Source organism: Actinobacillus equuli (assembly GCF_900636745.1).
In the GTDB taxonomy this organism is placed as follows: Bacteria; Pseudomonadota; Gammaproteobacteria; order Enterobacterales; family Pasteurellaceae; genus Actinobacillus; species Actinobacillus equuli.
On sequence record NZ_LR134310.1, the window covers coordinates 2,244,352 to 2,257,469 of the forward strand.

23 protein-coding genes are annotated in these 13,118 nt (G+C 39.4%); 2 read left to right on the top strand and 21 right to left on the bottom strand.

Annotation, left to right across the window (positions count from 1 at the left end):
• Nucleotides 1-29: 29 nt before the first annotated feature.
• From EL121_RS10465 to EL121_RS10515, 13 genes are all read right to left on the bottom strand, one after another.
• Nucleotides 30-245: a helix-turn-helix transcriptional regulator gene (locus EL121_RS10465; protein ID WP_039196562.1), complete on the bottom strand. Its 216-nt coding sequence runs from the start codon at nucleotides 243-245 to the stop codon at nucleotides 30-32.
• Nucleotides 242-649 (bottom strand): hypothetical protein, encoded by a 408-nt coding sequence (locus EL121_RS10470; RefSeq protein WP_039196564.1) that lies wholly within the window; start codon nucleotides 647-649, stop codon nucleotides 242-244. The genes EL121_RS10465 and EL121_RS10470 overlap by 4 nt, the downstream gene beginning before the upstream one ends.
• A 5-nt stretch (nucleotides 650-654) precedes the next feature.
• Entirely contained in the window at nucleotides 655-849 is a 195-nt protein-coding gene (locus EL121_RS10475) for a hypothetical protein (RefSeq protein ID WP_039196566.1), read from the bottom strand.
• Between the two features lie 48 nt (nucleotides 850-897).
• Nucleotides 898-1,293, bottom strand: a complete 396-nt coding sequence (locus EL121_RS10480) for a nucleoside triphosphate pyrophosphohydrolase family protein (RefSeq protein ID WP_231554685.1) — start codon at nucleotides 1,291-1,293, stop codon at nucleotides 898-900.
• Between the two features lie 10 nt (nucleotides 1,294-1,303).
• Nucleotides 1,304-1,567, bottom strand: coding sequence for an acylphosphatase (locus EL121_RS10485; RefSeq protein WP_039196567.1), 264 nt, complete (start codon nucleotides 1,565-1,567; stop codon nucleotides 1,304-1,306).
• Nucleotides 1,568-1,577: 10 nt separating this feature from the next.
• Nucleotides 1,578-2,024 carry a single-stranded DNA-binding protein gene (ssb, locus tag EL121_RS10490; RefSeq protein ID WP_039196569.1) on the bottom strand — a complete coding sequence of 149 codons (447 nt, stop codon included), beginning with the start codon at nucleotides 2,022-2,024 and terminating at the stop codon, nucleotides 1,578-1,580.
• Nucleotides 2,012-2,209: a hypothetical protein gene (locus EL121_RS10495; protein ID WP_039196571.1), complete on the bottom strand. Its 198-nt coding sequence runs from the start codon at nucleotides 2,207-2,209 to the stop codon at nucleotides 2,012-2,014. Before EL121_RS10495 ends, ssb begins: the two co-directional genes overlap by 13 nt.
• A 16-nt stretch (nucleotides 2,210-2,225) precedes the next feature.
• Nucleotides 2,226-4,475, bottom strand: a complete 2,250-nt coding sequence (locus EL121_RS10500; protein WP_052190377.1) for a replication endonuclease — start codon at nucleotides 4,473-4,475, stop codon at nucleotides 2,226-2,228.
• A 153-nt stretch (nucleotides 4,476-4,628) separates the two neighbouring features.
• Nucleotides 4,629-4,769: a hypothetical protein gene (locus EL121_RS11590; protein WP_156112312.1), complete on the bottom strand. Its 141-nt coding sequence runs from the start codon at nucleotides 4,767-4,769 to the stop codon at nucleotides 4,629-4,631.
• Complete coding sequence (locus EL121_RS10505) at nucleotides 4,766-5,221, bottom strand: hypothetical protein (protein WP_039196573.1); 456 nt, start codon at nucleotides 5,219-5,221, stop codon at nucleotides 4,766-4,768. The genes EL121_RS11590 and EL121_RS10505 overlap by 4 nt, the downstream gene beginning before the upstream one ends.
• A gap of 2 nt (nucleotides 5,222-5,223) precedes the next feature.
• Nucleotides 5,224-5,553, bottom strand: coding sequence for a hypothetical protein (locus EL121_RS10510; RefSeq protein WP_039196574.1), 330 nt, complete (start codon nucleotides 5,551-5,553; stop codon nucleotides 5,224-5,226).
• Between the two features lie 88 nt (nucleotides 5,554-5,641).
• Entirely contained in the window at nucleotides 5,642-5,764 is a 123-nt protein-coding gene (locus tag EL121_RS11715) for a hypothetical protein (protein ID WP_269419893.1), read from the bottom strand.
• Between the two features lie 227 nt (nucleotides 5,765-5,991).
• Nucleotides 5,992-6,204, bottom strand: a complete 213-nt coding sequence (locus tag EL121_RS10515) for a transcriptional regulator (RefSeq protein ID WP_039196576.1) — start codon at nucleotides 6,202-6,204, stop codon at nucleotides 5,992-5,994.
• A gap of 114 nt (nucleotides 6,205-6,318) precedes the next feature.
• On the opposite strand from EL121_RS10515, the gene EL121_RS10520 reads away from it, so the two are divergent.
• Nucleotides 6,319-7,008 carry a LexA family transcriptional regulator gene (locus tag EL121_RS10520; RefSeq protein WP_039196578.1) on the top strand — a complete coding sequence of 230 codons (690 nt, stop codon included), beginning with the start codon at nucleotides 6,319-6,321 and terminating at the stop codon, nucleotides 7,006-7,008.
• A 29-nt stretch (nucleotides 7,009-7,037) separates the two neighbouring features.
• On the top strand, nucleotides 7,038-7,220 hold the full coding sequence (locus EL121_RS10525) for a YdcA family protein (protein ID WP_039196580.1): 183 nt from the start codon (nucleotides 7,038-7,040) through the stop codon (nucleotides 7,218-7,220).
• A gap of 332 nt (nucleotides 7,221-7,552) precedes the next feature.
• Here the strand turns inward: EL121_RS10525 and EL121_RS10530 are convergent, their stop codons facing one another.
• From EL121_RS10530 to EL121_RS10565, 8 genes are all read right to left on the bottom strand, one after another.
• On the bottom strand, nucleotides 7,553-8,398 hold the full coding sequence (locus EL121_RS10530; RefSeq protein WP_039196581.1) for a hypothetical protein: 846 nt from the start codon (nucleotides 8,396-8,398) through the stop codon (nucleotides 7,553-7,555).
• Nucleotides 8,399-8,461: 63 nt separating this feature from the next.
• On the bottom strand, nucleotides 8,462-8,575 hold the full coding sequence (locus EL121_RS11765) for a Com family DNA-binding transcriptional regulator (RefSeq protein ID WP_081978351.1): 114 nt from the start codon (nucleotides 8,573-8,575) through the stop codon (nucleotides 8,462-8,464).
• A 139-nt stretch (nucleotides 8,576-8,714) separates the two neighbouring features.
• Entirely contained in the window at nucleotides 8,715-8,978 is a 264-nt protein-coding gene (locus tag EL121_RS10540; protein WP_039196582.1) for a hypothetical protein, read from the bottom strand.
• On the bottom strand, nucleotides 8,968-9,603 hold the full coding sequence (locus EL121_RS10545; RefSeq protein WP_039196584.1) for a DUF4376 domain-containing protein: 636 nt from the start codon (nucleotides 9,601-9,603) through the stop codon (nucleotides 8,968-8,970). The genes EL121_RS10540 and EL121_RS10545 overlap by 11 nt, the downstream gene beginning before the upstream one ends.
• Nucleotides 9,603-11,036, bottom strand: coding sequence for a tail fiber protein (locus EL121_RS11645; protein ID WP_197050935.1), 1,434 nt, complete (start codon nucleotides 11,034-11,036; stop codon nucleotides 9,603-9,605). The genes EL121_RS10545 and EL121_RS11645 overlap by 1 nt, the downstream gene beginning before the upstream one ends.
• A 16-nt stretch (nucleotides 11,037-11,052) precedes the next feature.
• Nucleotides 11,053-11,637, bottom strand: a complete 585-nt coding sequence (locus EL121_RS10555) for a YmfQ family protein (protein WP_039196587.1) — start codon at nucleotides 11,635-11,637, stop codon at nucleotides 11,053-11,055.
• Complete coding sequence (locus tag EL121_RS10560) at nucleotides 11,637-12,698, bottom strand: baseplate J/gp47 family protein (protein WP_039196589.1); 1,062 nt, start codon at nucleotides 12,696-12,698, stop codon at nucleotides 11,637-11,639. Before EL121_RS10560 ends, EL121_RS10555 begins: the two co-directional genes overlap by 1 nt.
• 2 nt (nucleotides 12,699-12,700) lie before the next feature.
• The gene (locus EL121_RS10565; RefSeq protein ID WP_039196598.1) at nucleotides 12,701-13,051 is read right to left on the bottom strand and encodes a phage GP46 family protein; all 351 of its coding nucleotides are present in this window, start codon (nucleotides 13,049-13,051) and stop codon (nucleotides 12,701-12,703) included.
• Between the last annotated feature and the right edge of the window lie 67 nt (nucleotides 13,052-13,118).

The window sequence follows — 13,118 nt, forward strand, 5'->3', positions numbered from 1 at the left end:
AAGCGAGATATTAATATCTCGCTTTTTATTTATCTCTCATCAATCAACTTCTGCATATATCGCTGAACTTCTTCTTTTACGTAAAAAACTAATCCATTAAATTTAATTTTTTTAGGAAAATCCTCACGGAAGTATTCAGATTTTGGATTTTGCCAACGGTCAAAAACAGCTCGACTTACGTTAAAAAGTTTCATCACTTCATTTTTTCGTAAAAATTCGATGTCTTGGCTTCCATTATTAATCATGATTTATCCTCCGCTTCAAATTTAGAAAACTCATCAAGAAAAACAACCGGTTTGCTGCCATGCTCATAATTTCCAACAATTTTAAAATTATTAAGCAAATATCCTGTATTGCCACTTAACGTTGAGTCTTTATTAATCTTTCGAATTACGAAGAAATTCCCAACATTGAATTTTCTCACTTTTAAATGTTCATCCATTGACGCAATGACTGCCGAACACTTTCTGCTTCCAACATAATATTCAACGATTGTTTTTCCTAGAATTACGTTGTTTTCTAGTGCTTTTTTTTCAATTTTTAAAGCATAAATAGAATCACGGATAAATTCTAATTGCTCATTTAAATTCTTTTCTGCTTTGTTAAAAAAATTTAATTGGTTATTAATAGAAATCAATCTGTTTTCCATACTACTTATCTCCAACGCATCACATCTTTTACTTTTTGATAGTATTCTTCTGCTTCAAATGCTGATTCTGTTTCAAAAATTCGTTGTGATTTATTGGTCTTTATATTTGTAAAAAATACGATACATTTTGATGAGTCACCGACAAAACAATCACAAACTAAATTTAAGTTTCTAGCTACTCTCGCTGAAATAATTTTCATCTTATATCCCTCTAAACAAAACGCTCAAGATTTGGCTTGAAATAATGCTTACCCTTTGCAATTGCCGTGTTCGTTAAATACTGGCGATCCATCCTCAAATTTGCTGTCATTACTGTTTGCTACTTCTTGCAGCGCACCTTGAATATCCATACCGAACATATGCGCAACACCGATAGCTGTTACAATTTGGTCGCAAAGTGCGTCCAGTAATTCAACTTTGTCTTCATTATCTAGCTCCACTAAATCTTCAAGTGAATCATTTCTTTTAAACCACTCACTTAATTCATAGAGTTCCTCTGCAGCAGCAAAAGTACAAAAAACATTCATCATTTCACAAGCTTCTTCAAAATGACAGCCAATCTGTACACACTTATTGCCAGCTGTTGGATTTGGCACTGCCGTTTTAAACCAGTTTGCAATTTGATTAATAGTATTTTCGTTCATATTAAAATCCTTATTGTTTTCGCCACTCTAAATTGAATTTATCTAGTATGCTTGATTCATGTATTCTTGTTTTATCAACATATCGGATTCTGCTTCCGACCATCGAAAATCGTGAACCGAACACTTTAATTTTTACTCTGCCATCGGGCATATTTTTAATAAAATTACAATACATCAAATATTCAATTTGAGATTTACTATTTAGACTGTGTAAACACTCTAATAAATATTCACCACTCCATTCTTCCGGTGGTTTTGTTTTAGCAATTTTCATTATTTCCCTCTCAGAACGGAATATCATCAAAATTATTCTGCACTTGCTGTGCTTCACGAGCTTCTTCTTCCGTCATCACTTGTGATTTATTCTGTTTGCCAGCATTGTTTTGTGCTTGATTCTGATTCGAGCTACCCAGCATATTCATACTGCCGGCAATAATTTCTGTAATATAACGTTCCACGCCGTTTTGGTCGGTCCATTTACGTGTTTGTAATTTCCCTTCAATATAAACCTGCGAGCCTTTACGCAAATATTTGCCGGCAATCTCGGCGAGTTTTCGATACATTACAATTTTATGCCATTCCGTACGAGTCACTTTATTTCCGGCTTGGTCGGTCCAGCTCTCACTCGTAGCGACCGACATCGAACAAACCCCTTCGCCGTTTTGCATTGTGCGTAATTCAGGGTCTTGCCCCAAATGCCCGATAATGATTACTTTATTTACTCCTGCCATAAATCCCCCAAAAGCTTCATTATTTCGCTAGTTGTTTCTTTTACAAATTTAGTACCATCAACAGAACTAACATACGAATTAGCTTTATTTAATGTCGTTTCGCCAACTTTCGTGATGTGTGAAACATTAAAATAAATTTTTTCGCCCTTGGGTGAATGTAAACAAATCCAATACAAAATTTTCATTACGTAACCTCACTTTTTAACAAATCTCAACCTCAACACCATCAAATCTGATGCTGTCGTTACCCATAAAACTTACTGTTTCGCCTAAAATTAAGCGTTTTTTTCGTTCGTCAGTTATCCAACGCCCACCGATTCCACGCAATTTAAGTGCAAAATTTAAACGATTCACGGCTTCGCTATTTTTTTGCAAAAATTCAGCCGTATTTAGGTTACAGTTATTGACACAAGTCCAAGCGGAGCTGCGCTCCGTACTTGTAGCTTCGCTCTCGCTCGCTTGATTGTTGTCTAAATCCGCAACTTTGCGAACTTTAGCCCAACGCTTCAAACGAGTTTTAACGAAATCATTAATCGACTTAGCCGCATTGCGTAAGCCGTCAATTCTTTTTCTTGGTTCTCCGAATTTTCCTTCCTCCATTTGCTCGTAATGGATTACCGCAACCGCATCACTGCGTGCGCCACCATTTTGCTTTTCCATATAAAAAGCATAGTCGCCCAGGTCTGCACCTAAACGCATTTCTTCGAGTTTCTCATCGTTGATTTGCCCTGCAAGACAACGACGTAATTCACGCCACACGCTAATTGAGCCTGTGCCGTAAAACTGGAATTGACGGAAGCCCCAAAGACTCGCCCACGCACGCACACGTTTAGCGTTATCTTTGAGTGATAAACTCTCTACCTCATCTGAGAATGAGTCTGACTCGTCAAAACCATCAATATTTTTAGAAATATACTTAGCGATATAAGCAGTAGCCGAACCTTTCGATTTATCGCAACGTTCAACTTTGCAGCGGTGTTCTTCCGCACCTTTTTCATCCCCGTCCACCTCTAAGGCTTTTTCACGGAAAAGTGCCATCGCCTCGTCTATATGCTTAGTTTGAACGTAGAAAAGCAAATGCCAGTGCGGCGTGCCGTCGTGATGAGGCTCCGCAACTCGCATACCTTTAAAATCAATGTCACGTTTTGCTAAAAGCGCGCGATATTGCGCCCAAACCTTATTTAAATAAGCTTGAGTTTGTTTCGGGCTAGCGCCTGACCATTTTTTATTTTGACCACCTTTAGAATGTTGCGCGTGAAAAGAAGAGGGCGCAGTAAGCGTTAAAAATAACGCTTCGTAGCAGTTCTCTTCCGCCCACTCTTCAACACCACGCAAGCGGGTCATCATTTCTAGTCGGCGCAAACTTGGGTTTGTTGATGAGCGCAAGAACATATCGAACAACTCAATTTGTTCATCCGGGTTGTCCACGTTTACTAAAATCTGACTACGTAAAAAATCATAGTTTTTACGCATTTGCGTGCGCCATTCGCCGAACGCATGATTTGAAATATAAGGCGCAACATCTTTGCGCACATCGCCGCAAGCAATCGCTAAATGCTCAATCATCTGCTTTTGAGCTTTTTGAAATAGCTTTTTCCAAAAGCCGGAAAATGAAATCTTATTTAAAGCGATTTCAATACTTTTAATGTTCGGTTTTCGTTTTTCGCCGCACTTTTGAAAAGCCGCCCAATACGGCATATCAAAACCAATCGTTTCACAGAGTGCGCCACATTCGCCGTAAATAGCAATAAGCACGCCTTCCGCTTCCGCATCGGAATAGCTTTTGCCACTGTTGGCGCACTCTGTGAAAAGATCGCGAATCGTCATGCTAAAAATATCTGCGAGCTTATTCGCAAATACCTCCAGTTTTGACTGAGAGATAAGATAAAACGGCAAAGCAGACTGACGGATGGTTGCCGCAGCCTTTAACTGTTTAGCTTGATTGTCAGCCCATTGCATACGGGCCTTAGGAGAGAGTTGAATCCAATCTAAATTAAAATGATATTGCGCAAACACTTTGTTTAAGCGAGATTCAACCAAGTCACGTAAAAAAGTAGTGGCGTGCACTCGTTGTTTGTTACCAACCTCAAAACCGATCGAACCGTCATCTTTAACCGAACGATATTCACGCAAGTAGAGTTTGCGGAAGTATTCACGCTGACGTTGGCGTGGCAAACGCTGAATTAAAGATTCAACGTAATCAAAGGTGTTTTTCGGCAGTAAGTCGAATAACTCAAGCTGTAAATCGGTAACTACGCCTTTATGAGCTTCTAAAAACTGGTCTTTCTGAAATGCTTTAACCGCTTCGGGGTTTACCTCAAGCGGTCGGATTGCTTGCTGATTTTGCAAAAACTGATCGTTCAACTGTGCTTCACGTGCATAATATGCCGACCAGTCCCAAGCGGGCCCGGCAAGCAAATCATCGTGAGTATTAAATAATTGAGCGTTCATCTTTTACAAATATTGGATTGCTGAAAAAATTTAGAAATTGCATGGTCAAGTTTTAAAAAGGTCCCGACTAAAACCTCGTCTAATACATCCCCGCAGCTACTTTTTACTTTTCGGTGTAAAGTAAAAACGGAACCGCTTTGACGGATCACAAATTTATGATTGGAGAGCAGTGCCATTATTGACTTCCTCCACAAACATCTGCGCAAACCGCTGATAAGCTAAAAACGCATAGTAATTGCCATATTTACACCACATGGCGTGATACAGATTTGCTTTAAATTGATTACTGCTCATTTCATCCCCCTTAAAATTCGGTTTGGAATAGCGACTTCAGCACGTCCAACTGTGCTTTCAGCCGCATACCCTACATTACATATTCTTTCAAAACGTCTTTCTTTGCTTACTTCGTGTTGCCGGCGTTGATTTGCTCCGCCGATACTGTCACTAATTGCAATAATCGCACGGCGCTCTTTAGTGCTATATTCCTTTGCCGCTTTCGGTTCGGCATCGAAATCTTTAAAAGCCAATGCGCAAATCATCTTTTTAATAAGCGCATTTTCAGCTTGCCACCAACGTTCGAAAGCTAAGTTAAAAATCACGTCTTGCTTCGTACTTTTCGGCTGAACGACTTTACGACGAGAAAGCGCAGCAAACAGCGTTTCATCCGTTTCGCCTTGTTCTCTTAATGACTGAATCTCTTTTAATGATTCCGCTTGTCGTCTTGCTAGTTCTGCCTGAATATCCATACTTACTTACCGCATAACAATTCTTTAAAAAGCCCGAATAATGATTCTTTCTGTGTTTTCTTCTTCGGTTTCTGTTTCTTTTGTTTTAAAAGAATTAACTGTTCTTTTAACTGCTGGTTCTGCCTAACCACCAACCCTACTTTTCGTTCCAACTGCTTGAGCAAGTCTTCAATCTGTTCACTATTCAGCTTTGCTAACTCAACTTTATCGGCTAATTTGCTTTCAAGATTTTGCACTCGTTTTTCGAGCAAAAACTGATTCACTCGGCGTTTGTTCATATTTTTAAACCGCTTCCAGCGGCTCTTATGTTGATAATGTAATTGCTTACTCATTGTTCAATTTCCTAAATTTTGGTTGCAAAAATCCCACCTCATAAAAAAATGAAGTGAAAAGTCGTTATTTGTAATCAGTGTGAATGAATTAAATCGGCAAATTCTGCTGATTCGGGTCGATGTCTTTTAGCGGTTTTGTTGCCACCAAAGCTTCTTTTGATTCGTGATAATTTGCTAACTTCACGTTTGTGATTTCGGAAATAACCGTCATTTCAACACGATGGCAGTTATTACAAAACACGATTGATTTAACCGTGTTGACGCTTAACGCTTCCGATGTCCGGACGCTTAAATTGCTACTTTTGCAATATTTGCATTGCACATTAACCTTCATATTTAACCCCAATTAACCTTACTTACGTTCCCCAACATTTGCTCGGTTATTTTTTACGTTTGCTTATGCCTACCTTGCCACGGGTAAGCGGTTTAGATTTTTAATTATTTTGTTGCTTGTTCTGCTTCAAACTCCTCACAAATTTCTCTTACAGTTACTTGACCACCAGTGGCTTTTTCGATTTTTAGTAAATATTTGCTGTCGATACCACCGCCTCTTAGCCATTTACGGACAGCCCCTTGAGTAACGCCACAAGCTTCAGCTAAGGCGGTTTGACTGCCTAAAATATTTATTGCTTTGTTTATTGTCTCATTCATAAGTGCCTCGAACTTAAGTTTCAAACATATTAATACTTGCGTCCTAATATTGCAACAATTATCTTAATGTTTTTTTAAAACTAAAGTATTAATATTTTGAATTAAGGAGGCGTTATGTCTAATTTATCAAGCCGTTTGAGTAATTTATTGGCTCAAAAAAAATTATCTATGAATGCTTTTGCAAAAATGATAGGAGTTAGTCAGCGCGCTATAGCTAAAATAGTGAGTGGAGAAACTCGTTCGCCTAAAAATATCATTGAGATTGCCAATGCCTTAGGTGTGTCAGCAGAATGGCTAAAAACAGGGAAAGGGGAAGCGCCCGATTTTGCAAATCTTGCAGGAAATCCGACCGCTTATAGTGAACCTGAAGAAAGTAGAATTCGACTTGATGTGCTAGATGTGTTTGCTTCAGCTGGGAATGGAACATTTGTAGGTGATTTGGCAGAGCTTACGCATGCAATCGAATTTGACCCAACTTATTTCATGCAAATTTTCCAACGTACGAATAGTCAAGGGCTTGCTATTATCAATGTAACAGGTGATTCAATGGAACCAACTATTAATAGTGGTGATTTGCTATTTGTTGATACGAACAAACCAGTGTATCAAGGTGATGGAATTTATGTATTCAGTTATGGCGAAATGCTTTATGTGAAGCGTTTACAGCTTGCCGGTGATAGATTACTTGTAATTTCTGACAATCAATTTTATCACCCATGGGAAATCACCAAAGAAAATGAGGGAAAACTATCTATTCACGGGAAAGTGGAGTTTTCTCAAATGAAAATTAAGAAATTAGGTTAATTTTTTTAGTTATTAAAATGAGGTCTTATATGAAAAAGTTTATTTCTGCTATTTTGCTTGCCACGTCTTTAATGATGGTTGCTGATTCAGCAATGGCTGAGCGTGGTCGAAAACCTTGTTCAGGTAAAAAAGGTGGTATTTCTCATTGCTCCGGCGGTAAATTCGTTTGTAACGATGGGTCTATTTCTGGTTCTAAGAAAATCTGCCGATAATTAGTATAAAAAGGTGAGTTGGTTAAACTTGTTTCTGCTGTATGTTCTTAGTAAAAACTTAAGCCCTCAAATTGAGGGCTTCTTATTGAGCTAAATTTAAAAATGCATAGCGAGGCGAAGTGGTATTTATGTAGATTTGGAGGACAGAGGTGAGAAAACATAATTCTACGATTTTTTATAAACAGGGTGATGCTTATGTTTTTCGTTGCCCATGTAAGGGCGTGGAATTTTTTGCATAGAATCGCAGAATTTTTTGCATATAGAAAAAAGAGTTATGCAAAATATATCGCAAGTAAAACCCCCTTTAAAATCACTTTAAAGGGGGTTTAAATCTAGAATTTATAAATCATATTATCTTCGTACTTGCCCGTATAGCTTGCTGATACATGCACAACTATACGTTTATACTCATCAAACGCTTGCCAGTTATTCCATTTATCCTCAATCGCTGTATCAATAAAGCGTATAAACTCCGACTTTGTTGAGCTAAAGAAAATATAAGGTGGTCGAGTCAAATTGACTAGCCTTAAGAAATCAACCAAATCAAAGTAATTTTTTTGCTTATAGCTCTCCTGACGAGTACATAAGTATGGCGGATCAAGCAATAGTAATACATTTGTCTTATTTGCAAACTTGGGGATTAGAGTGTGAAACGACTCGCTCATAATCTCTAAGCCATCTAAATAGCCGGTGGCTTGCGGATAATCAGTCATGCGTACACAATTATAGAACTCCTTAGCATATAACTCATCAAAGCTACCTATCTGCTGACCTGAAAATAACAACCAAGTTGCAAGACAATTTAAATCTTTATAACCTTTGAACTGATTGATTTCATTGATTATTTTAGCTTTCAATTCCTTGCTAAGGCGACTATTTTTTGGTATAATATCTACGCATATATTATAGATAATACGTCTTAAAGCATTGATGTCATCAATATGTTTCAAGCGGTCTGAGTAACCGTCAAAGTCATTATAAATAACCGTCGCATTTGGTTTGACACGTTTAGCTGTATGACTTAATAAGCCACTGCCTCCGAACACATCAACGATAATCCAGTCTTTACCATCCCCGTCAATATGTTGATTCAAAACGCTTTCAACTTGTTTTAAAAACATCCGCTTTTGACCAATAAAAGGAAGAGGAGCTTGTTTAAAGTGAGTCTGATTTGCCATAGTTTAAGTCCTTATATCTATGGCGTTCCGGCACTCTTGGCGCTCCGACACTCAAATCAAAATTTAGTATTTATTAATTGTTTTACAGCGCACACACTTGATTTCAAGTGTGATTGCTATGCCGATGGCTAGCAATTTATTGCAGCATTGACATCTGATTTCTGTTTTATTTTGCATTGTTACATTTCGCAGTTTTACTGATTTATGTTATTCTGCAATAGCCCTCGAACAAGGGTATAGCAGCCGTTCAATGCAAGTTTGGTTTGCGTTGAGCCGAGGTAAGTGATGTTGCAGCATAGCTTACCTCGCTATATTTTTAGAGTTTGCTAAACTCTGGCGGATATTGCTTACGATTTAGTTCGCTTTTGTATGCGGTTTCGCAATGTTTTTCGTCGAGAAATAAACTATTTACGAACTTATACCAAAAGCGCCAGCGTTTTTTGGGTTCTTTTTCCAATACTGCTCCACGATAGCAACGACTGCTAAATGTTTCGTCCGCAGCGCCGCAAGTCAGTGCATTTGCCAACTGGTCGATAGCAATTAGTACATGATAACACCAGTTTTTAAATTTACTTTTCATCTTGTTGCTCCTTTATGTAGTCTTCATAAGTTTTTGTCCAGCCTGTTGAGTAATCGTACTCTTCGGGATTATCTGTGTGTTCAAGTGCCATTTTATGTACTAACGCATTTTGCACATTAGCAGTTTTGTCTTGCATGATTTTAGCAATTACTGCAGTAAGTTCTGACTTGCCAAAATTCGGCATGACTGAATTGTCGGCGCAAATCCAAGCTGTTTTTGTGTCACCAATTAAATCAATGCTTGCTTTAAATCCAAGCAAGTTTTGATATGCGGGCTCGTTATTATCAAACCACTTGCCGAGCGACTCGACGTAAACGCCAGTGCTATTTTTCTTGTCTCGCAACGCATTGATTTTATCTCTTACTTTTGAAATTTCTTCTGCTTTTTTAGCTGCTTTTTGTTCTTTATTAATCTCCCATTGTATGCCGTTAAGTGTGTGATACGGACTTGGTCTTGGATCAATTAACACCGGATAACCATTATTATTTGTTATGATCTGCTTACCACTAGCTTGACCTTCAATTAGTAAAATATAATCATCGTTTTTAACGATAACAGCTCCATCCGGCACAAAACCACCGTTGTCACTTTGATAAAAACCACCATCTTTAAAGTAAATTGTCATTATTTCCACCGTCCTATCGCTAAAAATTGCACGCGACACTTGCCCTGATTTATAGCGTGTCGTTCGTAGAATATGTAACTCACGCTAGTTGCATTACTCTTACTCAGTATGTTTGCTGATGCTATTGTATCTGTTGTTGCAGATGTCGTTATTTTTTCAAAAAGCAACGGTGACGCAACAAACGCTACAGCCCAACTGAATGTTCTCTCCGCCCAATTCGTTAAATCATTTATTTCATATACGTGAGTCTGTATCATCGTCCCGTCGGGGTATTTACGCACTTCGAAATTGCCGATCTTTTGGTAAATCACATCCACTCCCAACCACGTCCTCACGGCTGCCGGATTATCACAATAACGAGTATAATTATCTCCTGTATTATTAATTCTAAAAGCAATTGCCCCACTCATTGTGTTTTGGTTTTGGTAAGTGGATCGAAATAAGCGACCATTTACATCCCCTGAACCATCTCTCCTTACCAATTGGTTGGGTGTTGCATCTCTATCTGCGTCAACATCTAAAATAATAGTGCCATTTTTAGCGGGCAAATATTGTTCAAACCCCTTACCGTCAGAATTTGTCCAGAATTTCCATTTTCTGTCTGGTAAAGCTTCGAATCTCGAAGACCAGCTTCCGTTAGAATCACTGCGAGTAATATCTAATCCACCGTAAGCTCCGCTATCGACTTGTACCCCGATATATCTTTTACGATATTTCAAAGTGTTGCCAGTTTCTGTGAGTGGATTGTCTCTGATATCCGCAAAATCAGCTCCGTCGATTCGGCGCCATACTGGCTCTGCATTGTTTCCGGCAAAAGTTGACTGTACCCACACTCCGTGGTTAACAGTTTTGTGAGAATGAGGGATATACAACATTGCGTTTCCGCTTGACGCGCTAAATGCTATTCCCGAACCATAATTGTATATATTGCCCAGCCCCGTGACATTTGCATTTCTGCCCGCAATCCCGAAAACTGTGTTTTGCCCAAGTAAACCATTTAAGTTCTTGTTTTGATTTGTACTATCGACTTTGTAAGCTTTCTCAGCAATATTTTTTGCTTCAACTCCTTTATCATAAGCTGCTTTAACAGCATTACTTGTCGCAACAGTGTCAGCACTATTGCTGTTGATTGCATTTGATTTCTTGCTGTTAGGGATGTAGTTGTCAAAATTACGAGTATTAGACTGCACCTTAAGATTAATATTATTGCAATATGCCTTAATTGCTTCTGCAACTTGGTTTTGTCGTTGCCCATCTGGTTGCAAATTGCCAAGCAGTAATACATTGCGTAGCTCCTCATATACATCTTGCATACGGTCTTGTACACCATTGAGCCACTCTGCGGTTACAATTGTACCAAGCGTGCCGGTGTTAGGGTTGCCATCAATAAAACGGCCGTTATTTGAGTTAATATTAGCTAATTTATTTTTCATTTTTTTGGTCTCGGTATTATTTATAGGCAAAATAACAATAGGTATGAGCCGGCTTTAAGTCCTTAAAAAACTCCTCTAAAATTCGGTCGCCAAAATCAGTTAAGCGATCACCAGCCATAGATTGCCCGGCACGAAATCGGGTGATATTGTCATCAGCATTTTTAACATCGACTCGCCACATATAGCTCAAAACCTCCGGAGGGGAATTCTGAATGGGTATATCGCCAGCGTTAGGTAAATCATTAGCTAAATGAGAGAACTCCTTAATCTCAATTTTGTAACCAATAGACTCGGCAAGTTGGATAAAATAAGGGATAGACAAGCCACCCACGGCATTAAGCTGGATAATTACCCGCTTAACTCTGTCGCTATAGGATTTGCTTAAATCGGTTGCAATCCCACATACACGCTCCCAATCGGCTAACATTGTGCGAGAAGTGTTAGGCTCAATTGCTGCTAACATTTGCTCGGCACTAGCCTGCAAACGGTCAAAACAACGACCATCTACCTCGCATTGCACGATAAATTGCTCGCCGTTAATATCATAGGAGACCGGAGGATAGAGCTTTTTTAAAATCTCGGCGTGATATAACTCCGGCATTATCTCATCTCCTCAACACTTACCGTGCCAAGCCTAAACCATTCCACATTTTGCGATAAATCTGCTTGTAAATTAGTAAGAGGTGAGGTAATTTTGCGATCAACCACACCGATTAAATCACTCACAATCGCCTCGCATTGAGAGACAATCACGCTATCAGCAGGGGCTAATTGGTTAAAATAATCCCCTAGAGCGGTTTTAATTTCTGCCGTTATCGCACTTAAACTCACGCCACTTAGCTTAACTTGGATGTTAAAATTAATCCGTCTGGCGGTTGGCTTAATGACTTTTGCCTCTTTGGCGGTAACAGGGCGGACTTCATCAATATAGGCTTGCACCTTATTGACTGTCTCATCACTCGGTAAATCATTATTACTGGTAATCACAATATCAACTGTGCCTAAACCACGGCGGAGTGGGTAAACAAAAGCAGCCTCAACACCGTCAACGTCTAAAGCCCACTCTTTGTAGTCGTAGCGATTGCCTCCGGCAGGTGGTCTGCGAATACGATTAAGCAAACGCTCAAGTAGAGAGCTATCACTCTCCGCATCAGTACCGCCGACAATTTCACGCAATATACAGGCAGTTTTTACGCCTACCGGTGCTGCGGTAAAATTAGCCGGTGTAGAGGCAATAATATTTTGATTTGCCCCCATACTAAGCGACCGGACTCTTAAAACAACGGACGAATCACCAATCGTCCCAGCCTCAATCACCTCGTAAAATCGCCCGTCTGCGGTCACCACCTGCTTACCAGCCTCAATATGAGAGCCTGTGTTACCAAACACCTCCAATCCTAAACCGCTGGCATAGGTGGCGTTACGCCGTTTAATGCCACGCAAACTAGCGTGTTTTTCTAAAAATTCACTATCTGCTGTATCTGGGAAAAATTGCTTAATTGCCCATTTTTGATGAGCGTACACACCTTCTGCTACCGCAGCTAAACTGCTGGCACGAGCATAATTATCTGAATCAACAGCAATATCTGCTGTCGGCTCAAGCGAGGTAATATCTCGCAAAATATTGTCTCGAATCTCATCTAAAGTGGGAGTAATAAACATTTTTAAATCACTTTTACGCTATGTTTAAATTGATAGGTTTTGCCACGATTATCCGTGACTTGGATATTAAGATTTAACGAGCCATCTTTCGGATGCTCATGTGTAACCACAATACTTTTCGCCCGTCCGTCATCAGTAATCGGCTGCAATGCTTCCTCGGCGTACTGCTGGGCTAACAGCGCCACACGGCTTAAATCTTTCTCACGTTGAATAAGATGGAGCAGAGAACCTACACGCCCATCTGCCCACCACGAGCCTTTAGGGGTTGTTAATCTGATATACACAGCATTTTGGAGTGTATCTATTTTTTCACTTGTATAGTCCCGAGTGAGCGGGCTGATTTCTCTGTCCATATTGCTATGTTACAGAGATTTAAATAAGGATTGAGGGGGAGGGAGTTCAACAAGAGGTAAGCGGTCA

Coding starts and splice junctions, on each gene's coding strand:
- ssb (WP_039196569.1), bottom strand. CDS start 2,024: ATGGCAGGAGTAAATAAAGTAATCATTATCGGGCATTTGGGGCAAGAC.
- EL121_RS10500 (WP_052190377.1), bottom strand. CDS start 4,475: ATGAACGCTCAATTATTTAATACTCACGATGATTTGCTTGCCGGGCCC.
- EL121_RS10545 (WP_039196584.1), bottom strand. CDS start 9,603: ATGACAATTTACTTTAAAGATGGTGGTTTTTATCAAAGTGACAACGGT.
- EL121_RS10565 (WP_039196598.1), bottom strand. CDS start 13,051: ATGGACAGAGAAATCAGCCCGCTCACTCGGGACTATACAAGTGAAAAA.
- EL121_RS11590 (WP_156112312.1), bottom strand. CDS start 4,769: ATGAGCAGTAATCAATTTAAAGCAAATCTGTATCACGCCATGTGGTGT.
- EL121_RS10495 (WP_039196571.1), bottom strand. CDS start 2,209: ATGAAAATTTTGTATTGGATTTGTTTACATTCACCCAAGGGCGAAAAA.
- EL121_RS10475 (WP_039196566.1), bottom strand. CDS start 849: ATGAAAATTATTTCAGCGAGAGTAGCTAGAAACTTAAATTTAGTTTGT.
- EL121_RS10560 (WP_039196589.1), bottom strand. CDS start 12,698: ATGTTTATTACTCCCACTTTAGATGAGATTCGAGACAATATTTTGCGA.
- EL121_RS10520 (WP_039196578.1), top strand. CDS start 6,319: ATGTCTAATTTATCAAGCCGTTTGAGTAATTTATTGGCTCAAAAAAAA.
- EL121_RS10470 (WP_039196564.1), bottom strand. CDS start 649: ATGGAAAACAGATTGATTTCTATTAATAACCAATTAAATTTTTTTAAC.
- EL121_RS11765 (WP_081978351.1), bottom strand. CDS start 8,575: ATGCAAAATAAAACAGAAATCAGATGTCAATGCTGCAATAAATTGCTA.
- EL121_RS10525 (WP_039196580.1), top strand. CDS start 7,038: ATGAAAAAGTTTATTTCTGCTATTTTGCTTGCCACGTCTTTAATGATG.
- EL121_RS11645 (WP_197050935.1), bottom strand. CDS start 11,036: ATGAAAAATAAATTAGCTAATATTAACTCAAATAACGGCCGTTTTATT.
- EL121_RS10540 (WP_039196582.1), bottom strand. CDS start 8,978: ATGAAAAGTAAATTTAAAAACTGGTGTTATCATGTACTAATTGCTATC.
- EL121_RS10515 (WP_039196576.1), bottom strand. CDS start 6,204: ATGAATGAGACAATAAACAAAGCAATAAATATTTTAGGCAGTCAAACC.
- EL121_RS10465 (WP_039196562.1), bottom strand. CDS start 245: ATGATTAATAATGGAAGCCAAGACATCGAATTTTTACGAAAAAATGAA.
- EL121_RS10530 (WP_039196581.1), bottom strand. CDS start 8,398: ATGGCAAATCAGACTCACTTTAAACAAGCTCCTCTTCCTTTTATTGGT.
- EL121_RS10505 (WP_039196573.1), bottom strand. CDS start 5,221: ATGGATATTCAGGCAGAACTAGCAAGACGACAAGCGGAATCATTAAAA.
- EL121_RS11715 (WP_269419893.1), bottom strand. CDS start 5,764: ATGACGGTTATTTCCGAAATCACAAACGTGAAGTTAGCAAATTATCAC.
- EL121_RS10485 (WP_039196567.1), bottom strand. CDS start 1,567: ATGAAAATTGCTAAAACAAAACCACCGGAAGAATGGAGTGGTGAATAT.
- EL121_RS10510 (WP_039196574.1), bottom strand. CDS start 5,553: ATGAGTAAGCAATTACATTATCAACATAAGAGCCGCTGGAAGCGGTTT.
- EL121_RS10555 (WP_039196587.1), bottom strand. CDS start 11,637: ATGCCGGAGTTATATCACGCCGAGATTTTAAAAAAGCTCTATCCTCCG.
- EL121_RS10480 (WP_231554685.1), bottom strand. CDS start 1,293: ATGAACGAAAATACTATTAATCAAATTGCAAACTGGTTTAAAACGGCA.